The following is a 22,679-nucleotide window of genomic DNA, read 5'->3' as shown; positions in this document are numbered from 1 at the left end:
GGTTCATAACGCCCGAGCAGTCATCGAATCCAAGCTAGAGTGGTTATGAAAGGTTCATAACTCCAGGTCCCGGCCATGAAACCTGAACATCGGTCGTTATGTTCGTTTAAATCTCCTACCCATCTCGCAACCAGTATAAAATAAAGGCGAACAGTCCCGTGTGTACTGTTCGCCTTTCGTTTTGCCAATTTTCTGGGTTAATGCGAGGCAAGCCCCTTTTAAGTAGTTTAGTAATCCGTTACTGTGAGATTTCTGTCCAGGTAGGATTCGATTAGCTCGCTTACTTGGTAAGAGACCTGCGGGGAATCGAAGTTTTCAAATGCATGTTCACAGCTGCCTTTATAGCTCATTGTTTCGTTATAATGGCTCATATGCCGTTCAATGACTTCCTCGCTATCCTGGCGCTTCTTATGTCTATCGATGACGGTATCACGGTCCGCGTAAACAAAAATTCGTACAACATGATCTCCATACACTTTTTTAAGCTTTTCAGCGCCTTCAGGATTTAAGGTCAAATAAACGAAATCATGGTTTTTAAAGGCCTCCACAACATCTTGTTCACGAATCCCATAATGGATTCCATCAATCTCGACGCTTTCGAGAAATTCTTGTTGGGCTTGCATGTTTTTGAAGGTTTCTTCAGTTATAAAGTGGTAATCTTCGCCGTCTTTTTCATAATGCCGTGGGGAACGAGTGGTGTAAGAGAGAACAGTTTCCATGTCAAATGCGGTAGCGACATTTTTCGCAATAGTTTTTCGTCCGGAACCATCAGGACCTGTGTAAACGAAAATTTTTTCTTTCCCTTTGATCTGATACATCGAGGTACCTCCTTTTATTTTTATAAGATAACCCTTTTATCTGGAGGAAATTTTTCTGGATGTGGGTAGGGTATACTATCATTATAGCAAAATGATAATGATATGGGAATGTGTGGATTGGGAGGGGAAAAAATCTAGGTATTTCGGACGTCTTTTCAAATAAGGGGAACTACGAGAATGATTCCTTTTGATAAATAGTTTAAAATGGAAAAATGCTAAAACGAAAGGAAGTATAAAATGGACAACTTCATGAAACGGGCTGTAGAGCTCGCACTTCAAAATGTCGCAGAAGGCGGGCAGCCGTTTGGGGCAGTACTTGTCAAAAATAATACAATAGTATCAGAAGGTGTAAATGAGCTCCATAAAAGGTTTGATATCAGCGGCCATGCAGAGTTGCTAGCCATCCGCCGTGCCCAAGAACAATTTCAAACGAATGATTTATCGGAGTGTGTAGTTTACGCCAGCGGTGAGCCTTGCGCGATGTGCTTGACAGCCATGTACTTTGCCGGAGTTGAAAAAGTCTATTATTGTGCGTCGGTAGAGGACGCCGCTGAAGTGGGTTTGGGAAAATCAAAATCCATTTACGAGGATTTGAAAAAATCTCGGTCCGAAAGGTCCTTGCAAATTATCCAAATGCCTTTAGAGGAAGGACAAGAAAGCCCAATGGAGCTTTGGAAAAAACAGTTTTGAAAATACAAAGTACGGTACGGTTTACGAGCATAAGATTAAAATGAAACTTTTATAGACATGTTACGTATATAAATATATACGATTACAAGGAGATGTATGTAATAAATGTTTCTAGCAGAACTTCAGCCTGAGGAGAAAAGGGCATTTCTTGAACTTGCGGCGATGATTGCCAATATTGATGGAAATTTGTCGATATTTGAAAGTTCCATCCTTAGCAAGTTTCAAAAGGAAATGGGGCTGAAGGATTACAAACACGAAGGACTCGCAATCGAAGACATTCTAAAAACTTTCAAAACTGAACGCTCCAAAAATATCGTTTTAGCAGAACTCTTACAACTGATTTATTCAGATGGGGTTTTTCAAGAAAAAGAAAACGAAACCATCCAAATCATAAAGGAACACTTTGGATTCGATGCCAATGAATTTGGAAGCTTTAAGGATTGGATAGAAAAAATAAAAGAATTGTCTGTAACATAAAAAAGGGGCCTGCCTCCCAGTGCGTTATCTCATAACGCGGCGGGAGGCAGGCCCTTTATTGCTTTAAACTTCTACAGCACTCACTTTAACGGTCCAGTTAAACGGATCCTCAAGTTTGCCAAGTTGAATGCCTGTGATGCCATCATAGAGGCGTTGGGATGTTTGCCCGATTTTTCGATCGTTAATGACGATCGTTTTGCCGTTCCATGTTAATTCGCCAACAGGTGAGATAACGGCTGCAGTTCCAGCTCCGAAAACTTCTTCCAGTTCTCCGCGCTCATATGCCGCAAAAACCTCTTCAATGGAGATTCTCTCCTCGCGGACAGGTTCTCCCCAATGTTTTAAAATCTGAATAACCGAATCACGAGTTACCCCTGGTAAAATGCTTCCATTTAACTTAGGTGTAACGACTTCACCATTAATTTTGAAGAAGATGTTCATGCTGCCGACTTCTTCAACATACTTGTTTTCTTTCGCATCGAGCCAGAGAATTTGTGCGTAGCCGTTCGCTTCGGCCTTTTCCTGTGCTTTCAGGCTTGCTGCGTAATTGCCAGAAGTCTTCACGTGTCCAACCCCGCCAAGAACTGCGCGGACATAATGCTCTTCAACATAGATGTTAACAGGATTTAATTGATCCCCATAATAGGCACCAGACGGAGACATGATGACCAGCAATGTATATTGATGGGCAGGATGTACCCCAAGACCTGCTTCCGATGCATAAATGAATGGGCGAATGTAAAGCGATTGTCCGGCGCCTTCCGGAACCCAGTCTTTTTCAACTGTAACCAATTGTTTAATCGCTTTTAATAAGAACTCCCCATCAATTTGCGGAATACAAAGCCTGTCACAGGAGTCGTTCAGACGCTTCATGTTTTTATCCGGACGGAAAAGCTGCACCTCGCCATCTGGTGTTTTATAGGCCTTCATTCCTTCAAAAATCGCTTGCCCGTAATGGAATACCATGGATGATGGATCAAGTGTTAATGGTCCATAAGGTACAATCCGGGCATTATGCCAGCCGTTATCTGTATGATAATCCATTACAAACATGTAATCCGTAAAATACTTCCCAAATCCAAGCGAAGCGGGATCAGGCTTAGCCTTTAATTGTTCTCGTTGAATAAATGTAATCTCTTGTGTCATCTTCGCACCTCATCTCGAAATCTCTTATATATAGAGACTACGACTTTTTCTGAAAAAACACAATAATTTGAGTATGGAAAACTTGGTATTCAATGGCACTTTAACGCTTTAAATTAATTTTTACACCTTATGGTCCGTTAATGTGCAAAAATGGTGCTGGCAAATTGCGTTCAAAGAGGCTTAAAAAATAGCGCTCCACCAATGGCAATCCAAATGAGCCCAAATGGTACTGACATCCATGCAGTGAAGAATTGGTCATTAAAGAAGAGCAGGCATAGTGAACTTATTAATATGGAATAACTGATTGGCACAGGCAGTGATTTTACCTTTATACTTCTAAGGCCGAACAGAAACATTCCTATAATTAACATAATGAAACCGACAGGTGCTGCCGGTTCCCACGCACCATTCAAGAACTGTCTTAGTGAATGCCCGATAAAATAAAGGACGCTTCCAGATTGAATGAGGATAAAGGCGAATTTCGCAAGGCCTTTATGAAGGAAAAGCTCCCGGTAAAAAATCACCATTCCACTTGTAATAAACAGCATTCCTATACTGAGCAGCGGCATCGAACCTTTTGAATCCCGGTAGATATCCAAAGCTGGGTTGCCAGGGGGGCTAAGAGCCAGACGAGTGCCGACTATTACCCAAACAAGCCCGCCGATGAACAATAACAGAGCATGGAAACGAAACCTATTAACCTTCATTCTTTCACCTCTTTGTCATGATCGTTCAGATTGCCTTCTAAAAAAGCGTGTTATACATCAAAAAAATTATTGGAAAAAATATGAAATAAATATATTCAATTATTTTTAAAAAATTGCTGTTTTCGTTAATATTGTTACTTTTGCTCCTATAAGACCGAACCGCTGGTTTTTACATGCGTTGGGGTGCATAAAAGGCTATATGCGACCGGACAAGTTATTTTACCAAGTGTTCTATCGCTTACAGAGAGGCAATAAGTTATTCCTTATTCGGAAAGCAACAATCTTTTAAATAAGGGCTTAAAAAATTGTTCTACGAAAACACGACAAAAACCTTTCAACCTTTTGCTCTCATCCTAGTGATTTTTCACATTCAAATAAAATAGGATGAAATAAGACGATAAATAAAGGGAGAGGATTGTCGTGCCAATCGAGTGGAATGAAGAGGATGGGATCTTTCATTTATTTAATGAACGGACAAGTTATTTGCTTCAAATTGTACATAGAAAATATCCTGCCCATTTGTACTGGGGTAAGCGGGTTCACACATTGCAGCCTGCTTCGATCCTTTCCTTTAAAGGCAGAACCTTTTCGCCAACAACGGAACCAACAAGCAAACAATTTTCCCTGGACACTCTTCCCCAAGAGTATCCGGCGTACGGCAACGGTGATTTTAGGTGCCCGGCCTATCAGCTGCGCACCAGTGACGGTTCCACGATTACCGAGTTTGTTTATGATTCACATGAAATCTTAAAAGGAAAGCCATCCCTAGTAGGGCTGCCTTTTGCCTATGTCGAGGATGATTCCGAAGCGGAAACCTTGGTCATTACGATGGTTGATTCTAAGCTGGGGATAGGGATTAACCTCTTTTACACTATTTACAGGGACCTTGATGTGATCACCAGATCGGCTTCCTTCGAGCACCTCGGAACCCAGGCGGTGGAAATACACAAATGTATGAGCATGTCCTTGGACTTTCACCATTCTGATTGGGACTGGCTCCATCTTCACGGAACATGGGCAAGGGAGCGCTATCTCGAACGGGAGCCGCTCCATCATGGGGTTCAATCGATTTCCTCTTCGAGAGGCGCCAGCAGCCACCAGCATAACCCTTTTCTCGCACTGCTTTCAAAGGATGCCAACGAAGAACATGGAGAGGTCTATGGGGTTAGTCTCGTGTATAGCGGTAATTTTGAAGCGTCTATTGAAGTCGCCCCGTACGAAACAACGAGGCTATCGATAGGAATCAATCCGTTTGATTTCATTTGGCGGTTAAAGCCTGGGGGAACATTTCAAACCCCGGAGGCCATCATGGTTTATTCATCGGCAGGTCTTGGTGGAATGTCGCGAACCTTTCACAAACTATTGCGAGCCAGGGTGTGCCGTGGAACCTATCGCGACAAATTACGCCCAGTTCTCATCAATAACTGGGAAGCCACCCGTTTTCATTTTTCCGAAAGAAATTTAAAGGAACTGACGGATGCAGCGGCAGAGCTTAAAATCGAGCTGTTTGTACTTGATGACGGCTGGTTTGGGCACCGCGACAATGATAAAAGCTCGCTAGGGGACTGGACTGTCAATCAGAAAAAGCTGCCCCATGGGTTAAAGGGCTTGGGGGACTACGTGCAAACGAAAGGGATGAAGTTTGGGCTGTGGGTCGAGCCGGAAATGGTCTCGCCTGACAGCGATTTGTACCGGAAGCACCCCGATTGGTGTCTGCATGTTCGAGGACGGAACAGGACGCTGTCTCGTAACCAGCTGATTCTCGATTTATCCCGGCAGGAAGTATGCGATTGGCTCGTTGAAACACTTACAAACCTTTTCCACAGTGCGCCGATTTCCTATGTAAAATGGGACATGAACCGAAATATGACCGAGATTGGATCCGCTGTCCTGCCGCCTGAACGGCAAAAGGAAACTGCTCATCGTTACATGCTCGGCTTGTATCAAATATTAGAAAAATTAACCGAACGCTTTCCGCACATTTTATTCGAAAGCTGCTCGGGCGGGGGCGGCCGTTTCGACCCGGGCATGCTGTATTACATGCCGCAAACCTGGACAAGTGATAACACAGACGCAGTGGAGAGGCTGAAAATCCAATATGGAACAAGCATCGTTTATCCGGTCATCACCATGGGCGCTCATGTTTCAGATGTGCCAAACCACCAAGTCGGACGAATAACACCCATTCAAATGAGATTGTCTGTGGCGATGGCCGCAAACTTAGGTTTTGAATTAAATGTCGACAAGCTGAGCACGGAAGAAAAACTGGCGGTACAAAAGGGAATCCAGCTCTATCGTAAAATCCAAGGTCTGATTAGCTTTGGTGATTTGTATAGGCTTCTCAGCCCCTTCGAGGGACTGGAAACGGCCTGGATGTACGTCGCGGACAATCAGAAGCAAGCGGCTGTTTTTTACTATCAAACACTGGCAACCCCGAATCCGCCCTTCCGTCGTCTTCTGTTACGGGGATTACATCCGAAACAAAAATATCGGCTTAACAACGGGGAAACGGTCTTTTATGGGGATGAACTGATGAAGATAGGAGTAACCTTGCCGCTTGTAAAAACTGATTTTTTCTCAGAGATATTCGAAATTCAGGCGGAAAATTGAAATATTAGGCGAACCACTCCAAATTAGGTAAAATAGAAGGAATGAGAAATTTTCAATGAATTAAGTGAATAAACAAGTGGGGGTTAGTAAGTTGAAAAGAAGAGTAGTGATTACGGGTATTGGAGCGGTTACCCCTCTCGGTAATGACGCCCTGACGACATGGGATAAGATTAAAAACGGCATTTCAGGCATCGGTCCGGCCACCCTGTTTGATACAGAAAAAGTAGATGTCAAAATCGCAGCGGAGGTAAAAGACTTCGCTCCGGAAAACTATATGGATAAAAAAGAAGCGAGGAGAATGGGGCGTTACAGTCAATTTGCGATTGCTGCGAGCAAAATGGCTGCAGCGGATGCAGGCATTCAAATCGGTACGGATATTTATCCTGAACGGGTTGGCGTATGGATTGGTTCAGGAATCGGCGGTTTAGGCGAGTTCGAGGAACAGCATAAGAAATTTATAGAAAAAGGCCAGAGAAGGGTCAATCCGTTTACGATTCCAATGTTTATCCCGGACATGGCGGCAGGACAGGTGTCCATCGAACTCGGAGCGAAAGGAATGAACAACTGCTCCGTAACAGCATGTGCATCCGGTGCCAATTCCATCGGCGATGCTTTCCGCGTGATTCAAAAAGGCGATGCCGAAATGATGATCGCCGGAGGAACGGAAGCCACCATCACAGAAATGACGGTTGCCGGATTCTCTAATATGACCGCCCTTTCGAAAAATCCAGATCCGAATACAGCTAGCCGGCCTTTCGATAAGAATCGTGATGGCTTTGTGATCGGGGAAGGCGCCGGTATCGTGATATTGGAAGAATTAGAACATGCACTAGCCCGCGGTGCCCGCATCTATGGAGAAATTGCCGGGTATGGGGCTTCAGGCGACGCCCATCATATCACAACACCGGCACCAGATGGAGAGGGCGCCCAGCGTGCGATGAAAGCAGCCTTGGAGGACGCCGGAATCTCACCTGAACAAGTGGACTATATCAATGCCCACGGCACGTCCACTTATTATAATGACTTGTATGAAACGATGGCCATCAAAGAGGTATTTGGCGGCCATGCCAACAACTTATCTGTAAGCTCAACTAAATCGATGACGGGACATATGCTCGGGGCAACGGGTGCGATTGAGGCTATTTTTTCGCTGCTCTCCATCAAGGAAGGGATCATCCCGCCAACCATTAATTACGAAACACCAGATGAAGGTCTAGATTTAGATTATGTTCCAAATACAGCGAAAGAGAAGGATGTTCATGTCGTCCTATCCAACTCCTTCGGATTCGGCGGCCATAATGCAACATTGATTTTTAAAAAATATAATAAATAAATAGCGGATTTTTCTACATATTTAGCCAAAAATTCGCCTTTTCATGACATTTGTCATATCTAGTCCATGACACATGCTACTAACAAGATCATTTTCAATCTCCTATACTTAGTTTAACGACATATAAAGAAGGGAATTTGAAAAATGACCTTAGAGAACACGAAACAATTACGAAAACAAGTTGCATCTTTTGAACAAACCACCACAAAGCAAAGTGTAATGCAAATGATCAATACAGTCGTGCCATTTCTAATATTATGGTTCCTTGCTTATCAAAGCTTGTCAGTCTCCTATTGGCTGACACTGGTACCAGCTATTCTGGCGGCAGGATTTTTGGTCAGGATGTTCATTATTTTTCATGATTGCACCCATTATTCCTTCTTGAAAAGCCGACGTGCTAATCGAGTCGTGGGGACATTTATGGGGGTATTGACGTTATTCCCGTTTGACCAGTGGGGGCATGATCATGCGGTTCACCACGCAACAAGCGGAAACCTCGACAAGCGGGGGACAGGCGATATTTGGACGCTGACAGTAGAAGAATATAAGGCAGCATCGTTCAGACTTCGTTTAGGCTATCGTTTATATCGCAATCCATTCGTTTTGTTTGGATTGGGGCCAATTTATCAATTCTTGTTAAAAAATAGATTTAACCATAGAGGCGCCAAACAAAAGGAACGCAATAACACCTATCTGACGAATGTTCTGATCCTGGCGTTAGCAGGGCTGCTTTGCTGGGCGATTGGTTGGCAGGCATTTCTAATTGTACAAGGTACAATTTTCATGATTTCTGGGGCAGCAGGCATTTGGTTGTTTTACGTACAGCATACGTTCGAGGATTCTTATTTTGAGGAAGACAAGGAATGGGAGTATGTAAAGGCTGCCGTGGAAGGAAGTTCGTTCTATAAACTGCCGAAGCTTCTGCAATGGCTGACAGGAAATATCGGTTTCCATCACGTCCACCATTTAAACCCAAGGGTACCAAACTATAAATTAGAAGAGGCGCACAATAATACGCTTCCTTTGCAAAATGTTCCAACCATTACGCTGGCTACAAGCTTAAAGTCACTAAAGTTCCGCTTATGGGATGAGGAAAAGAAGGATTTTGTAAGCTTTAAAGACATTAAATCAATAGCGAAAAGCAGGGTTTCCATACAGACCAAACCTGAAGTATAGCTCTATCAATACAGACTCCCCTAACATTCCGGGGAGTCTCTATTTTAATCCAGATAAGGAGAGAACTGATATGATTCGAATCGTCATCTTAGAGGATCAGGAAATGCTGTTAGGAGTCATTGGTTCCCTGCTTAACCTGGAAGAGGACATGGAAGTGGCAGGGCAGGCCGGCAACGGGGAAGAAGCACTGACACTCGTGCACCGCTTAAAGCCGGATATTTGTATTATGGATGTAGAGATGCCTGGGAAGAGTGGCCTTGAAGTTGCTGAAGCTTTAATGTCGGCGGGCTGTAAGGTCATCATTCTAACAACTTTTGCAAGAGCAGGTTACTGGCAGCGTGCTCTTAAGGCGGGTGTAACAGGCTATTTATTGAAGGACAGCCCGAGTGAAGAGCTGGCAGGTTCGATCCGCAGCATCATGAGGGGAGAGCGGATTTACGCTCCCGAGCTAAAGGATGAACCCGATACTAGGCTAGAAACAGAGGAGTCAGACTGTCTCGATGGTAGTCCAATCACAGACCCCCCATATCAGCCATCAAACAAAAAGGGAACGGTCCGGAACTACTTTTCAGCAATCATAGAAAAAATGAAATTAACCGCTGGATAAACAGTAAGAGACACCTGCCGAATTGGTAGGTGTCTCTTGATTTTTGGCTGCGAGTCTTTAGGCTTAGTCACATGACTTCACAACTAATCTTCCTCTTCGGCGTAAACCTCAGTCGTCTTCTTATCCCTGCACTCCCAGCATTCGGCCCTGTTGCGCTCCATGATTGATAATTCCATTCCGCAAGAAATGCAGACATCCATCAAAAAAATTCCCCCTTTCTACAGGAAAATGGTAATGGGTATATATTTATGCAAAAAACTGCTTTGATATATCATCTTCAGTTCGACAAATACCGTTGTAGGAGCCTAGAGCCCCAAAATACCAACTTGTTCATTTTTTCTGTATCATTAAGGGGAAGGAAAAAAAGTGGATTAGAAAGGGGATCACTACCATGGAATTAGGTTTAAAAGGGAAATCGGCCATCATTACGGGGGCGAGCAAAGGGATCGGATTGGAAACTGCACTTTATTTAGTGGGAGAAGGGGCAGAAGTCACGATTTGTGCCAGAAACGAGGACCGTTTACAAGAGGCGGCTGCCTTTATTTTTGAAAAGACCGAAAAAGAAGTACTGTACGTTGTGGCGGATGTTACGAAAGAAGAGGATTGTCAGAAACTGGTCCAAGCAGCTGTTGAAAAATATGGGCGGCTGGATATTTTGGTGAACAATGCCGGTACGTCACAAGCCCACCCATTCGAAAAAGTGGAAACGGAGCTTTGGAGGCAGGATCTTGATTTAAAGCTATTCGGGGCGATTCATTGTTCCCGTTATGCTGTACCATATTTGCGCCAGGCAGGAGGCGGGGCGATCGTCAATGTGACAGCCATCCTTGGGAAAACGCCGCCCGCTTCTTCATTGCCAACATCCGTCAGCAGGGCAGCAGGGATGGCTCTAACAAAAGCAATGAGTAAAGACCTAGGCAAGGATAATATCCGTGTCAATACTGTTTGTATTGGTCTGATTCGCAGTGAACAAATCGAAAAAATGTGGAAAAACCAAGCGCCAGATCTATCATGGGAAGAGTTTTCAAGGAAAGACCGGCAAATTCCACTAGGCCGCATCGGTAATACGGAAGAAGCAGCGAAAGTGATTGCCTTCCTTGTCTCTGATGCCGCCTCATATGTTTCAGGGGTTGCGATGAATATCGACGGAGGACTGGCTGGAACGTTATAATCGGAAAAAGGAAAAGGCACCTAAACCAGAATTCGGATTAGGTGCCTCTTGTTAATTACCCCTTTTTCTAACTTTACTTACTACGAGTAACAATAAAGGGATAAAAAGTCCAAAAGGGAGCGAAAAAGCTGTCCACCATTCAGCTTGTTGGTCGGATTCAACAATATTCTTATTGATAATAAGAGAGAGAAATAGCGTGATTAAACCTAGAGGAAAAGTTAAGGATTTATATTCCTTTAGTTTTAAAATTTGGCCCATGCATAAAACAGATCCATAGAAATAAACTGTGATTTTAATATAAATGGTAACGAACCAGATGAACGCCATAACCGCTTCAATACGCTGCCAAAAGCCGCCGATATTGATATTGAGTGCTAGGACATAGGTTACGAATTGCTGGTTTTCAGAAAAATTCGACCCGAAGCATAAAATGCTCATTAAAGTGACAAGCGTTAACACACTTCCCCCGATTACTGTCCCAAGCAAAAATGACTTTTTAGCGGGTTTTGTCCGGTTTACAGCAGGGAAGACCATTAAAAATAATACCAATTGCAAATAAGGGGTTCCAAGGGCTTTCACTGCTGTACTCATTATAGGTTTTAATCCATTGTCCAATACTGGCTGGAGATGCTGAAATTGAATCATCGGAAAGATTGAAATGGTAAACAAAACAAAAAGTAAAAAAATAAATGGAAAGAAAATTTCTATCGCACGAGAAAAGGGCTCCAGGCCGTAACGTACAGCCATGGTCATAATGACTATGAGTAGAATATGAATTGCCAGAATAGGTGTCTCTCGGAGAAGCTGGATAATAACAAAATCACCGAACTGCCGTACAAAAGTAGCAGTACTAAGGAAAAAATAAAAGAAATATAAAAGGGAAACGAATTTTCCAAGCCATTTTCCTAATAACTCTTCGCAATATTGAGCAAAGTTCATATTTGGAAAACGGCTTCCCAGTGCATTAAACATTAACACGAGTAAAAGTGCGAGCCCAACGACAAGAATACTAGCTAACCAAGCATCTTGTTTTGCAGTATGGATAAGTCCTGATGGGACATACAAAACACTGCCGCCGACTATAAATAAAACAATCATTATGGTAAATTGATGAGGTGATATTTTACCCTTTTCAAGCATGTATGTTCCTCACCTTTCTCAAAGGGGTAACATCCTTTAAGACCTATTTCATATTATTAAGAGGAGAATTGCTGATAGTGCCGGTTTGCCGGATGGACACATCAACCTTAACGGTAACAGGCATTTCGGAAAATGTCTGGTCCCAATCCTTTTTATATTTCTTCCACGCATCGGGTTCTGAGCGATAAAGTGCTTCCCCGAAACCGAAAATATCAATTTTATAATTTTTTTGAACGTGCTCTATCGTCAATTTCATTTTTTCTTTAAGGGATATTTCAGATACTCTTTCTAAATAAGAAATAGATTTGGGGTTTGTTAAATCTAATCCTTTGCATTCAACTTCTCCGACATTTCCTCGCACTTTGACCCTTACTGATCCTTGAGGCTTCCCCTTTATCATTTTTGCAGCAAGTTTGGATTTTGCGCCCATTACCTCAATGACGGCTTTTCCACCCTGCGGGCATCTTACATATCCTACACTGCTCTTCACTTTTCCTAAGACATAATTAACATCTCTACTTTCCTTTTCATTTAACCATCCAATCAGCTTATCCTGTTTAAAAATTGCCGTTCCTTTATAGTCCAAGGTTGTTTTCGGTTTCGTCCGTTCGGTATTCTTAAGATTTACCCCCTCATTTACATTTCCATGTATTTCAACACCGGTTAGAATAGGGCTAATTCCATCACTTACCATTTTATTAACAAGTTTATCTAATGTAACACCTTCGGTTGGCGCCCAAGATTTCGCTGATGCCTCGAGAGAGTTAAACAAATTATTAGCTGGAATTTTTTCTAGCGGGGTTAATACTTTTAAAACATCTGCTGCTTTCGCATTCTTGGCTACTGTTATGTAAAAATCATTTCGTACTTCCGGTTCCCTTAAAAGAGCGTCAATGGTACCACCAATCCCTTCCTTTGCCGATTTCTCTCCGAAGACCAGGATTCGTAGGTGCGCAAAATAAAGCTTTCTTGGGGCTGCTGTTGTAACTTTCCTTGCTGCTTCTAATAAGGTGTCTCCCTTGGTTTGATATACGACCACTGGCGCTTTGCCGCTGCCGCCTTTCTTGGAGGCAATTTCACTTGGATTGACAACTTGGGCAGTCAAAACGTATTGGTCCTGCTCTTTATCAACCCCCAATCCTAATACAATGGACAGTTCATTTAATTCCCGTTTGTTCCAGCAGCCAGAAAGGAGGATAGAACTGAAAAGTATGAGTATAAGGGTTTTTCGTTCCATTTTATTCCTCCAAAGTGATTAGTCCTTCATGAAATTTAAAGGAGAGGTCTTAATCATTCCTACATCATGTATTTTTACAGTAACTTCTACGTTTACCGGCATTTTCCCAAAAATCTGCTGCCAATCCTTTTTGACCGAATGCCAATATTCCGGGTTATCACGGCGCGCTGCTTCACCGAAACCAAATGGATCGAGTTTATATTGCGTTTGCGAAGCATGTAGAGCCTTATGAATGTTATCTTTTATGTTTTTCTCTGCTTTTCGTTCTAACTGGCTAATGGTTTCCGGTTTACTTAAATCGAGTGTCTTACAGTATACATCTGCCAGTTTTCCCTCTGCAGTAATTTTAATGTTTCCTGTTGGCTTACTGCCTGAAACCTTTGTTTTTAACTCTGTTTTTGTATGAATCAGCTTAATCCCGGCGAGCCCTTTTTCAGGACAGGGTATAGTTATAATCGTACTTTTTACATTCCCTAAAGCATAATTGAGGCCTTTGCTTTCGTCAGTGTTAAGCCATCCTATTAATTGATCCTTTTTAAACACGCCAACCTCATCATATTTTAAGTAGGTCTCTGCTTTAGATTGCTGATATTTCCCCAGACTTTCGCCCGCTTGCAGCGGACCTTTTATCATAAGCCCGGTTAATTTGACATCCTTCCCTTCCTCTATTAATTCTGAATTCAACTGATCCAATGTAATGGGGAGGGTTGGTGCCCACTGTTTTTCCGAGGATAAAAGCGATTCATATAATTGCTGGACGGGAATTTTTTCTATCGCCGTTAAGACTTTTAAAACATCGCCTGCCTTGCTGTTTTTAGCGATTGTAATATAAAAATCAGTCCGTATTTCCGGATCCCTTGTCAAAAGGTCTAATGATTTACCAATCCCTTTTTTCGCAAATTCTTCTCCATACACGAGCAGGCGAAGATGGGAAAAATAAAGGTTTCGTGGTGATTCGGTTGTCATTCTTCTGATTGCCTCGAATATTGTATCCCCTTTTTCTTCATAAACAACTACAGGAGAATTGCCGCCGCTGCCCATAGATGCAGCAATTTCACTAGGATTTACGACTTGTGTCGTCACTAGGAATTTACCATCTGCTTTATCAATCCCCATTCCAATTACGATCCCAAGCTGATTTAATTCTCGTCGGTTCCAACAGGAAGTGAGAAGGATAAGGGAGCAGATGGAAACAAGTAAAAGGAATTTTCGGTTCATGCCATTACTCCTTTAAGCCTCTAAGCTAGTTATATGCTCCCCAAAATTTGGTTTTTTAAGCGGACAAATGGAAAGATGTTTATTTTTAAAAGATAATATTCGACAAAAATCAACTAATGCGATTCCCACTGTTTATTATGTATTCAATAAGTAAAGAATGGATGGCGAGTGAGTATAAATACGAAAAAACGAAGAGAATACACAGGATAATAGTCAATGAGAGGAAGTCCTTCAAATGCTTGGTGTTGCAGTAACAATAGTGGCAGCCATTATGATCATTGCTTTTGAAATTCCTAAGATGCGAAAAAAAAAGTTAACGAAGGAGCTATGGGTATTTTCCGTCTTAATGGCTATGGCAGTTGGATTAGGCATAGCAGAAAGCTTGAATTTGAGCGTTCCGAACCCTCTTAATGGGGTTAGAATTGTTTTACAGCCATTTAGTGATTTTATATACGGATTGCTGAAATAGGTTCGGTGAAAGTGAATGGAAAATCTCAAAATAAGCGGACGGCAATTTACAATTTTAGTTATTTTATTTTCTGTGGGTACGACCATCTTAGTGATACCAGGAAGTCTTGCTAATGAGGTAAAACAGGATGCTTGGATAACGGCTATAATTGGTACAGCCTTTACTTTTTTGGTGGTGGCTTTATACATCGTTATTGGGAGAATGTTTCCGGCGAAAACTCTGGTTGAAATCATTGAAACACTCCTCGGAAAATGGTTGGGTAAAATCATTTCTCTTAGCTTTGCTTTTATCTCTTATATTTCTGCGTCAGAATTACTGTATTATGTGGGAAATTTCTTGACCACGCAAATCTTACATGATACACCAATTGAAATAATCCATATTGTATTCGCGTGCATTTTAATAATGGGAATACGCCTTGGTCTTGAAACGCTGGCTCGCACTGCAGAACTGTTTTTTCCTATTTTTATTCTTTTATTCGTATTACTAACAGTATCAGTATTATTAACCCCTGATTTATGGAAATTACAAAACATCCAACCTATGTTGAACTCAGGAATAAAGCCAATGATTCGTGCAGTCATCATTTTTCTAAGTGTGTTCTCTTTTCCGTTAATTGTGTTATTGATGATTTTTCCTATTTCTGTGAAGCAGCCAAAAGCAGCTGAAAAACCTTTTTTTATTGCAATCGGTATAGCGGGGGTTTGTTTAATCATCCTGATTACATTGACTATTTTAGTTTTAGGTCCTGATTCCAGTGCAAGACAGATGTATCCTAGTTATAATTTAGCAAGGATGATAAAGATAGGGGGTTTTTTGCAGCGGATAGAAGCCATATTGGCAATTATGTGGTTTGTAACGATATTTTTTAAGATGGCCATTTATTTTTACGCAGCGCTCATCAGTTTTGTACAAACCTTAAACATAAGAGATTATAAACCTTTTACATTTCCTTTAGGGATGATTATGGTGATGATTTCCTTTATTTCGCATCCTAATGTTACTCATTCAGCAAAATTTGACTATGAAATTTGGCCTGTTTACTCTTTTATATACGGACTTGCTCTCCCTTTATTATTATTATTGATTCATGGATTAAGGAAATGTATAAGGAATGATAAATGAAAACTCGTCGATTGGCGAGTCCGTTAGGACGAAGACAGAGGCGTAGTTGAATTTATGCTTATTAGCAAAAAAGAGAAAGCTGCCTTTGGAGTAAAGGCAGCTTTCATTCTTTTTGGGGTGGTTTTGGAGCAGGAGTGTCTTCGCGAACGATATTGTTTTGACTGAATAAACGTGGCCGTGTAGACATAGCCCATCTTGGAAATCGAAAAATGGTATCCTTTTGGTCCTCTTTGATAAAGGGGCCGAAGGGGGCCATATAAGGCACGCCAAATGAACGCAGGCTGCACATATGAAGAACCATTGCAATCAATCCTACAATGATTCCAAATAAACCAAATGAGGCCGCGATTGCCATGAAGGGGAATCGTAACATCCTGATGGCAATGGCCAATTCATAATTACTGACAATAAAGCTTGCTATAGCTGTAATAGCGACTACAATCACCATGGCAGCTGACACAAATCCGGCTTCAACAGCTGCCGAGCCAATGACAAGTGTTCCAACAATGGATACCGCCTGGCCAATCGCTTTTGGCATTCTTAAACCTGCTTCACGTAATATTTCAAAACTAACCTCCATCGCAAGTGCTTCGATAAAGGCTGGGAAAGGTACACCCTCCCGCTGGGCGGCAAGGGTAATCAGTAATTGCGTTGGCAGCATTTCCTGATGAAAGGTGGTAATAGCAATATATAAGGATGGTGCTAACAATGCAATAAAAAAACCCATATAACGCAAGAAACGAAGAAGGGTGGTAATATCTGCCCGGTTATAATAATCTTCCGGTGACTGTAAAAACTGTGCGAAGATGATAGGCACTGTCATGACAAATGGTGTGCCATCAACTAGAATGGCAACACGTCCCTCTAACAGGTCGGCGGCGATGGCATCTGGCCGTTCCGAATGATATATGGTGGGAAAAGGTGTCCTTACTCCATCCTGAATTAATTCCTCAACATAGCCTGTTTCTAAAATACTGTCAATCTTAATCCTATTGAGCCGCGTGCGGACTTCCTCGATAACCTTGTCATTGGCAAGCCCCTTTATATACATAATGGAGACGATTGTTTTTGATACTTTTCCAATTTTCCTTGATTCAATCCATAGGTTGTGATCTTTGATTTTTCTCCTGATTAGGGCCGTGTTAACCCGGATATTTTCTGTAAATCCTTCACGAGGTCCTCTGATTGTCGTCTCAGTCGTAGGCTCCTCCACTGACCGTTGCTGCCAGCCTTTCATGTCAACAGAGAAGCCCTTCGAATATCCATCAAATAATAGAATCACTTTACCGGATAAAAGAGAATCCAGGAGATTCGTAAAATCATCTAGATCCTGAATGTCTCCGACTGTTAATATCCTTTCTTTTAAAAAGGGCAAAAGGTATAAACCATTAAGGGTTTCATCCTTGATATCTGTCTTTCGTAAATCATTCATTAACGATTCCATTATGAAGTTTTGCGCTGATTGACTATCAATCAAGCCGTCTGTAAAAACGACACAAGCCTTAATCCCGCCATCCTTGCCAATTCTGATTTCCCTCATTATAATATCGTCGCTGTTACCTAATAATTCTTTTATCTTTTGGATGTTATCCGTTAATACAAGCTCTATCGGTTCACTTTTTTGTTTCGCTTGGCTTTGTGGTGCGGGCTGTTTCGCTGTTTCCTTTTGCATCTCTTTCCATTTGTCTTTAATGGATTTTTTATTTTTATTTTTAAAAAAATTCAAGGTCATTTCCCTCATATTCCTATTATATTTAAGGTTATTATTTCCTCTTACATTAGGCATATTCTATTTAACGAGGGTCATTATAAAACAATTATGTGGAGGTTTAATTTACCAGCTGAAAGCTCACAATAATGAATATTCATTTTGGTTGTTAGGGAAGGACATTAACCTAATGGAAAAGGCGAAGATTGATGCAAGGCAGCTGTTTTCTCTCATGTTTCTATTTCAATTAGGAACCGGCATTGTGACGAGCATAGGAAAGCATGCAAAACAAGATGCTTGGATATCAATCGCACTTGGCATGGCTGGAGCACTCATTCTATTTTTCTTTGTATACTTTCAAATATTCAAGCGTTATCCAACCCTTCCTTTTACTGGGGTTTTAGTTCAGGTATTTAGTAAATATATCGGGCTGCCTCTTGGCTTCGTGTATATTTGTTATTTTTTCTTTGCCGGTGCATATAACGTCCGGCATTTAGGGGATACAATGGGGACCTATATTCTATCTGAAACACCGGTCCCTGTTATTATTTTCATCAGTCTCTTATTGGTTTCTTATGGCTGTTACTTAGGGATTGAAGTATTGGGAAGGTCGGCGGAGATCTTAATTGGCGCAATGGTTGCCTTTGGCGTTATTGGAAATATAACGGTTATTGCTTCCGGGATTATAAAAATTAAAAATGTACAGCCGGTTTTAGAATTCGGCTGGCTGCCGGTAATTAAACAGGCTGTACCCTTAACGGTCTTTTTCCCGTATGGGGAAGTCTTTCTTTTCCTTATGATTTTCCCTTACTTAAATCAGCCCAAATTGGTAAACAGAACGGGTTTGTTGTCCATCTTGTTAAGCGGTTTAGGCCTTTCCTGGACCTTTCTATTAATTATTAGTGTAATTGGAGTAAACGCACAGGACGTTGAAATTCCGCTGCTTCTTGCCGTTGAAAAAATTAATGTTGGCGATATTATCCAGAGAATGGACTCGATTGTGGTTGGGACATTTGCCGTTGGATTTTTCGCAAAAATATTCCTATATGTTTATGTCGTGGTGATTGGGTTAGCCGATATTTTTAAGTTTAAAAGGTATCAGCCATTAATTTTACCGGTCGTTGCCCTCATTTTTATTACCTCTGTCTTAGGGGCGAAAAATAAAGTTCTCTATCAAGATTTTTTTTATTTTAAAATGTGGTATGTAATTGGTTTACCGCTTCTGGTCGTGATTCCTGTCATTGTCCTTATTGTGATATGGGTTCGAAATTATATTGGTTCATCACGAACCAATATTCCGAATCAGAAAAAAAGTTAAATATAAAGGAACGAAAAAAATGGTAATAAATTGGCTGCTTCCGACGATCTTGTCGTGCTTGATCAGGCGACAAGTGATGTATCTAAAGTGCCTTTAGCCTATAAAAAGCAGGGGTGAGTTCGTATGGATCTCCTTCATTCCTTTCAGGATTTATCGAAAAATTGGATTATGAAGCAATCATGGCGGAATTTATTATTTGCCCATTGGCCCGTTCCTGTGGATGTGATTCGGCCGTTTGTTCCTAAAGCGTTACAAATCGATACGTTTGAGAGATATGCCTGGATTGGCATTGTTGTGTTTGTGATGGATGGGATTTTTCTGCGCGGGTTGCCGAGACTGCCGTTATTTGCAAAGTTCCCGGAAATCAATGTCCGTACCTATGTGAAATATAAAGGAAAGCCCGGCGTCTATTTTTTATCACTTGATGCACCGCATTGGGCAACCTATACCATTGCACGGAAGTGGTACCGGCTGCCGTATTTTTATTCTGAGATTCATGCTTGGGAAAACCGAGTGGAGTTTTCTTATAATAGTGTTAGAAAAGATCGGAAAAGCCCTTCTTCTGTGGGGTTCGACGGGAAGTTTAGCTCTGCTTCAGATGTTTATTTTGCAGAAAGCGGAACCCTTGATCACTGGCTAACGGAACGATATTGTTTATACAGTGTTGATGTAAAAGGGAACATTTATTGCGGCGAGATTGACCATCCCCCCTGGCCATTGCACCGTGCAGAAGCGGATATCTACCAAAATACCTTGGTTGCTCCTTTTAAGTTTGACCTTCCAAAGATGGCACCGTTTCTTCATTTTTCACCTGGGGTTGATTCTATTTTTTCCAATATTAAGAGAGTAAAGGATTGAGCGAAAGTAAAAAATGGCGAACAGTATGGGAGACTGTTCGCCATTTATACTATTTAGGATCTTCTTAAAACGATGTTTTCCGCGCGGTCATATAGCCCGATGACAAACTCACCTAGCTTATGAAAGATAGTAAACCTTGCAAATAGAAAATGAACTAAGAAGGCTGAGCCCACACCAATCACCATTCCGCCAATGACATCCAGCGGGTAATGGACGCCGGTCCAGACGCGTGACAAGGAGATGCCGGCAGCAAGCAGCAGCCAAATCCAGCCGTCACGCTTCCGCCAAATCCAGATCGAAGCGGCGATGACGAAGGCTGCCGTCGCGTGATCGCTCGGGAATGAGGCATTTCTTGCATGATGAATCAGCCAATGAACATGATGCGAGACAAACGGGCGGTCTCGATAAAAAAACATGCCGATCAAGACGTTGATTCCTAAAGCAAGGCAGGCGGAAAAACAAGCTTCGACCACCATTCTACGATTCTTTGCTTTTTGAAAAAACCAATAGAAAAGTATTCCTGCCATAAACAAATACTCTGCTTTTTCTGCTAACAACACCATTAATGGGTTAATCACCCGTTCGCTGACCGCTAGATGATTAATCCATTGAAACATGGTGTAATCTAGGTTGGATAGCATGATGACCCTCCTAATGATGTATCTTTAGATTACCCTTTAAACCGATACCCTGCACCCCAAACCGTCTCGATATATTGGGGGTTGGATGGGTCGGTTTCAATCTTTTCGCGAATCCTTCGGATATGGACAGTGACGGTGGAAATGTCGCCCATGGAATCGAGCCCCCATACCCGTTCAAATAATTGCTCCTTGCTGAAGACACGGTTTGGATTTAGGGCCAGAAAGGTTAATACATCGAATTCCTTGGTGGTAAAAATAATCTCTTCGTCGTTTATATATACCTTTCTTGACGTTTGGTCGATCCGAAGGCCGCGGATTAGGATGCTGTCATTCTGTGGCACCTTGCCGATTAGTCGCTGGTAACGGGACAGATGCGCCTTTACTCGTGCCACTAGCTCGCTCGGACTAAACGGCTTGACTATATAATCGTCTGCTCCAAGCCCCAAACCACGAATCTTATCGATATCTTCCTTTTTCGCCGAAACCATCAGGATGGGGATGTCTTTCTCGGTTCGGATTGTCTTGCAAATTTGGAACCCGTCTACTCCCGGTAGCATCAGGTCGAGCAGCACGAGGTCAAAATCCTCCGCCAGTGCTTTTTTTAGTCCGGCATCTCCAGTGAAAGCAATTTCAACCGAGAAACCCTCTATTTCTAAATAATCCCGTTCAAGCTCGGCAATACTTTTATCATCTTCAATAATTAAGATGCGTTTCACTACTCAACACCCGCCTTTTTCAACGTGAAAAGTATCGTCGTTCCATGTTCTTCTTGGCTTTCCGCCCAGATGGACCCCTGGTGCTCTTCAATAATTCGTTTCGCAATCGATAGGCCCAGGCCACTTCCGCCTTTGTCCGTTCCCCGCGCCGAATCGGCACGATAAAAACGGTCAAATATTAAGGATAAACTTTCTTTCGGGATTCCAGGTCCATTATCTGTCATTTTAAAAAGAACATAGGAATCGTTTGTAGATAAATGAAAGGACAACACTTTGTCCGGTTTATCAATGTATTTCAAGGAATTATCGACAATATTGGTGATGACCCTTTTCAAATTCTCACGGTCTCCAATCACTTGATAATCCCCAGATTTTTCGATGTTTAAGTTAATATCAACCCGTTTTCCTTCCACATCAAAACGAAGCTCTTCAACAAAATCCTCCAAATAGTGGTCGAAGTGAATCTTTTCAAAATGAAAAGGAAGACGCTGCAAATCCAGTTTAGAGTACAAAAAGAGTTCTTCAATCATCCGGTCGAGCTCGTTTGCTTTCGAAAGAATCGTCTGCATGTAACGGTCCATTTTTTCCGGGCTGTTGGCAACTCCGTCGCGGATTCCTTCCATGTACCCTTTGATGGTCGTGATTGGTGTTCTTAAATCATGAGAAATGTTGGCAATCAGCTCTTTACGGTTTTCCTCATACGCTAGCTGCGTTTCAATCGATTCCTTTAACCTAACCCGCATTTCCTCGACGCCCAAGGCAAGCTGGCCGATTTCATCTTTGGAGTAAACAGGAATCGGGATGCTGAGGTCTCCTTCCTTCATGCGCTGGGCAGCTTTTTGCATTCCGCGGATTGGGCGGATAATGCTTTTGGAGACATAATAGGTCAGTAGTCCATTCGTGCCGATTAAAACCAGAATTAATAAGGTAAATAAAATAGGGAAGAAGGTCCGCACGAATTTGGTCACGCCGCTTGCGTCCTTGACAAAAAACAAGGAGCCCTCGGAACCATCAGGATAATAGAAATCCAGCTTTTTTATCGAAACGAATTGGTGATTTACCTGCTCAACCGGTTCGATTTCCCGGAAGAGGCCAAATGGCGGTAGTTCACTCTTGTCCAAGTCTTTTAATTTTTCGGGTAAATATATGATGTGCTTGCTTTTTCTTACAATTAAAGAGGTATCGGCCTTTTGATTTAATTGGCTGTCAAGATTTTCGAGATAAGCTGGATCCATGAACAGCCCGGGATTTTTCAAGGTTTCCTTGTGCAAATCAATAAAAAACTGATTTTTATCTGATATTTTCTTGTAATGCTCCGGAGGGAGGTAGATTGCCCGCAATTCTTTAACATCCGTTTTAAACAGTAACGCGACTAATACGGCGGATAAGCAAACAAAGATAATCGGCACAAGAATCATGGCGAGATTGGATAATACAAGCCTTAATTTAATGGACATCGATTCCACTGCTTTCTTTTGAAATTCTTTTGCTTATAAAAATCTTATTATCATCCA

21 protein-coding genes are annotated in these 22,679 nt (G+C 42.0%); 11 read left to right on the top strand and 10 right to left on the bottom strand.

All coding sequences use genetic code 11. From position 1 onward, the window contains the following. Positions 1-227: 227 nt before the first annotated feature. A complete protein-coding gene (locus tag KHB02_RS11320) occupies positions 228-818 on the bottom strand; it encodes a guanylate kinase (protein ID WP_213147618.1) in 591 nt (196 codons plus the stop codon). Positions 819-1,055: 237 nt separating this feature from the next. Between KHB02_RS11320 and KHB02_RS11315 the strand changes: the two genes are divergently transcribed. Next, positions 1,056-1,508 (top strand): nucleoside deaminase, encoded by a 453-nt coding sequence (locus tag KHB02_RS11315; RefSeq protein ID WP_213147617.1) that lies wholly within the window; start codon positions 1,056-1,058, stop codon positions 1,506-1,508. Between the two features lie 105 nt (positions 1,509-1,613). After that, a complete protein-coding gene (locus KHB02_RS11310) occupies positions 1,614-1,985 on the top strand; it encodes a hypothetical protein (RefSeq protein WP_213147616.1) in 372 nt (123 codons plus the stop codon). 63 nt (positions 1,986-2,048) lie between these two features. On the opposite strand, the gene KHB02_RS11305 is transcribed toward KHB02_RS11310, so the two are convergent. After that, entirely contained in the window at positions 2,049-3,131 is a 1,083-nt protein-coding gene (locus tag KHB02_RS11305; RefSeq protein WP_213147615.1) for a branched-chain amino acid aminotransferase, read from the bottom strand. A gap of 170 nt (positions 3,132-3,301) precedes the next feature. Beyond that, on the bottom strand, positions 3,302-3,838 hold the full coding sequence (locus KHB02_RS11300; protein WP_213147614.1) for a hypothetical protein: 537 nt from the start codon (positions 3,836-3,838) through the stop codon (positions 3,302-3,304). A gap of 420 nt (positions 3,839-4,258) precedes the next feature. Here KHB02_RS11300 and KHB02_RS11295 point away from each other — a divergent pair, with 420 nt between their 5' ends. From KHB02_RS11295 to KHB02_RS11275, 5 genes are all read left to right on the top strand, one after another. Continuing rightward, the gene (locus KHB02_RS11295; protein ID WP_213147613.1) at positions 4,259-6,448 is read left to right on the top strand and encodes an alpha-galactosidase; all 2,190 of its coding nucleotides are present in this window, start codon (positions 4,259-4,261) and stop codon (positions 6,446-6,448) included. 91 nt (positions 6,449-6,539) lie between these two features. Then, complete coding sequence (gene fabF / locus KHB02_RS11290) at positions 6,540-7,781, top strand: beta-ketoacyl-ACP synthase II (protein WP_213147612.1); 1,242 nt, start codon at positions 6,540-6,542, stop codon at positions 7,779-7,781. A gap of 144 nt (positions 7,782-7,925) precedes the next feature. Then, on the top strand, positions 7,926-8,957 hold the full coding sequence (gene desA, locus KHB02_RS11285; protein WP_213147611.1) for a Delta(5) desaturase DesA: 1,032 nt from the start codon (positions 7,926-7,928) through the stop codon (positions 8,955-8,957). A 70-nt stretch (positions 8,958-9,027) separates the two neighbouring features. Next, positions 9,028-9,564, top strand: a complete 537-nt coding sequence (locus KHB02_RS11280; RefSeq protein ID WP_213147610.1) for a response regulator — start codon at positions 9,028-9,030, stop codon at positions 9,562-9,564. Between the two features lie 391 nt (positions 9,565-9,955). Further along, the gene (locus KHB02_RS11275; protein WP_213147609.1) at positions 9,956-10,735 is read left to right on the top strand and encodes an SDR family NAD(P)-dependent oxidoreductase; all 780 of its coding nucleotides are present in this window, start codon (positions 9,956-9,958) and stop codon (positions 10,733-10,735) included. 51 nt (positions 10,736-10,786) lie between these two features. Here KHB02_RS11275 and KHB02_RS11270 read toward each other — a convergent pair whose 3' ends face one another. The 3 genes from KHB02_RS11270 to KHB02_RS11260 are packed head-to-tail and all read right to left on the bottom strand — an operon-like array spanning position 10,787 to position 14,330. Continuing rightward, positions 10,787-11,875, bottom strand: coding sequence for a GerAB/ArcD/ProY family transporter (locus tag KHB02_RS11270; RefSeq protein WP_213147608.1), 1,089 nt, complete (start codon positions 11,873-11,875; stop codon positions 10,787-10,789). 43 nt (positions 11,876-11,918) lie between these two features. Then, entirely contained in the window at positions 11,919-13,112 is a 1,194-nt protein-coding gene (locus tag KHB02_RS11265) for a Ger(x)C family spore germination protein (RefSeq protein ID WP_213147607.1), read from the bottom strand. 18 nt (positions 13,113-13,130) lie between these two features. Then, positions 13,131-14,330, bottom strand: coding sequence for a Ger(x)C family spore germination protein (locus KHB02_RS11260; protein WP_213147606.1), 1,200 nt, complete (start codon positions 14,328-14,330; stop codon positions 13,131-13,133). Between the two features lie 235 nt (positions 14,331-14,565). On the opposite strand from KHB02_RS11260, the gene KHB02_RS11255 reads away from it, so the two are divergent. Together KHB02_RS11255 and KHB02_RS11250 are read left to right on the top strand one after the other, a co-directional pair. Beyond that, positions 14,566-14,799 (top strand): hypothetical protein, encoded by a 234-nt coding sequence (locus KHB02_RS11255; RefSeq protein WP_213147605.1) that lies wholly within the window; start codon positions 14,566-14,568, stop codon positions 14,797-14,799. 15 nt (positions 14,800-14,814) lie between these two features. Beyond that, a complete protein-coding gene (locus tag KHB02_RS11250; protein ID WP_213147604.1) occupies positions 14,815-15,924 on the top strand; it encodes a GerAB/ArcD/ProY family transporter in 1,110 nt (369 codons plus the stop codon). Positions 15,925-16,027: 103 nt separating this feature from the next. On the opposite strand, the gene KHB02_RS11245 is transcribed toward KHB02_RS11250, so the two are convergent. Next, entirely contained in the window at positions 16,028-17,596 is a 1,569-nt protein-coding gene (locus KHB02_RS11245) for a spore germination protein (protein WP_213147813.1), read from the bottom strand. Between the two features lie 226 nt (positions 17,597-17,822). Here KHB02_RS11245 and KHB02_RS11240 point away from each other — a divergent pair, with 226 nt between their 5' ends. Further along, positions 17,823-18,950, top strand: coding sequence for a GerAB/ArcD/ProY family transporter (locus KHB02_RS11240; protein WP_213147603.1), 1,128 nt, complete (start codon positions 17,823-17,825; stop codon positions 18,948-18,950). Between the two features lie 123 nt (positions 18,951-19,073). After that, positions 19,074-19,808, top strand: coding sequence for a YqjF family protein (locus KHB02_RS11235; protein ID WP_213147602.1), 735 nt, complete (start codon positions 19,074-19,076; stop codon positions 19,806-19,808). Between the two features lie 53 nt (positions 19,809-19,861). On the opposite strand, the gene KHB02_RS11230 is transcribed toward KHB02_RS11235, so the two are convergent. The 3 genes from KHB02_RS11230 to KHB02_RS11220 are packed head-to-tail and all read right to left on the bottom strand — an operon-like array spanning position 19,862 to position 22,622. Beyond that, on the bottom strand, positions 19,862-20,449 hold the full coding sequence (locus KHB02_RS11230; RefSeq protein ID WP_213147601.1) for an undecaprenyl-diphosphatase: 588 nt from the start codon (positions 20,447-20,449) through the stop codon (positions 19,862-19,864). 29 nt (positions 20,450-20,478) lie between these two features. Continuing rightward, positions 20,479-21,165: a response regulator transcription factor gene (locus KHB02_RS11225; protein WP_213147600.1), complete on the bottom strand. Its 687-nt coding sequence runs from the start codon at positions 21,163-21,165 to the stop codon at positions 20,479-20,481. Further along, the gene (locus KHB02_RS11220) at positions 21,165-22,622 is read right to left on the bottom strand and encodes a sensor histidine kinase (RefSeq protein WP_213147599.1); all 1,458 of its coding nucleotides are present in this window, start codon (positions 22,620-22,622) and stop codon (positions 21,165-21,167) included. The genes KHB02_RS11225 and KHB02_RS11220 overlap by 1 nt, the downstream gene beginning before the upstream one ends. Positions 22,623-22,679 lie beyond the last annotated feature (57 nt).

It is taken from the genome of Neobacillus citreus (assembly GCF_018343545.2).
Classification (GTDB): Bacteria; Bacillota; Bacilli; order Bacillales; family Cytobacillaceae; genus Neobacillus; species Neobacillus citreus.
Note: the sequence above shows the minus strand (reverse complement) of the source record. Positions and strands in the feature narration are given on the sequence as shown.

Excerpts from the sequence above, each read along its gene's own strand:
- KHB02_RS11320 (WP_213147618.1), bottom strand. The coding sequence starts at position 818 with ATGTATCAGATCAAAGGGAAAGAAAAAATTTTCGTTTACACAGGTCCT.
- KHB02_RS11315 (WP_213147617.1), top strand. The coding sequence starts at position 1,056 with ATGGACAACTTCATGAAACGGGCTGTAGAGCTCGCACTTCAAAATGTC.
- KHB02_RS11310 (WP_213147616.1), top strand. The coding sequence starts at position 1,614 with ATGTTTCTAGCAGAACTTCAGCCTGAGGAGAAAAGGGCATTTCTTGAA.
- KHB02_RS11305 (WP_213147615.1), bottom strand. The coding sequence starts at position 3,131 with ATGACACAAGAGATTACATTTATTCAACGAGAACAATTAAAGGCTAAG.
- KHB02_RS11300 (WP_213147614.1), bottom strand. The coding sequence starts at position 3,838 with ATGAAGGTTAATAGGTTTCGTTTCCATGCTCTGTTATTGTTCATCGGC.
- desA (WP_213147611.1), top strand. The coding sequence starts at position 7,926 with ATGACCTTAGAGAACACGAAACAATTACGAAAACAAGTTGCATCTTTT.
- KHB02_RS11280 (WP_213147610.1), top strand. The coding sequence starts at position 9,028 with ATGATTCGAATCGTCATCTTAGAGGATCAGGAAATGCTGTTAGGAGTC.
- KHB02_RS11275 (WP_213147609.1), top strand. The coding sequence starts at position 9,956 with ATGGAATTAGGTTTAAAAGGGAAATCGGCCATCATTACGGGGGCGAGC.
- KHB02_RS11270 (WP_213147608.1), bottom strand. The coding sequence starts at position 11,875 with ATGCTTGAAAAGGGTAAAATATCACCTCATCAATTTACCATAATGATT.
- KHB02_RS11265 (WP_213147607.1), bottom strand. The coding sequence starts at position 13,112 with ATGGAACGAAAAACCCTTATACTCATACTTTTCAGTTCTATCCTCCTT.
- KHB02_RS11260 (WP_213147606.1), bottom strand. The coding sequence starts at position 14,330 with ATGAACCGAAAATTCCTTTTACTTGTTTCCATCTGCTCCCTTATCCTT.
- KHB02_RS11255 (WP_213147605.1), top strand. The coding sequence starts at position 14,566 with ATGCTTGGTGTTGCAGTAACAATAGTGGCAGCCATTATGATCATTGCT.
- KHB02_RS11250 (WP_213147604.1), top strand. The coding sequence starts at position 14,815 with ATGGAAAATCTCAAAATAAGCGGACGGCAATTTACAATTTTAGTTATT.
- KHB02_RS11245 (WP_213147813.1), bottom strand. The coding sequence starts at position 17,596 with ATGCAAAAGGAAACAGCGAAACAGCCCGCACCACAAAGCCAAGCGAAA.
- KHB02_RS11240 (WP_213147603.1), top strand. The coding sequence starts at position 17,823 with ATGGAAAAGGCGAAGATTGATGCAAGGCAGCTGTTTTCTCTCATGTTT.
- KHB02_RS11235 (WP_213147602.1), top strand. The coding sequence starts at position 19,074 with ATGGATCTCCTTCATTCCTTTCAGGATTTATCGAAAAATTGGATTATG.
- KHB02_RS11230 (WP_213147601.1), bottom strand. The coding sequence starts at position 20,449 with ATGCTATCCAACCTAGATTACACCATGTTTCAATGGATTAATCATCTA.
- KHB02_RS11220 (WP_213147599.1), bottom strand. The coding sequence starts at position 22,622 with ATGTCCATTAAATTAAGGCTTGTATTATCCAATCTCGCCATGATTCTT.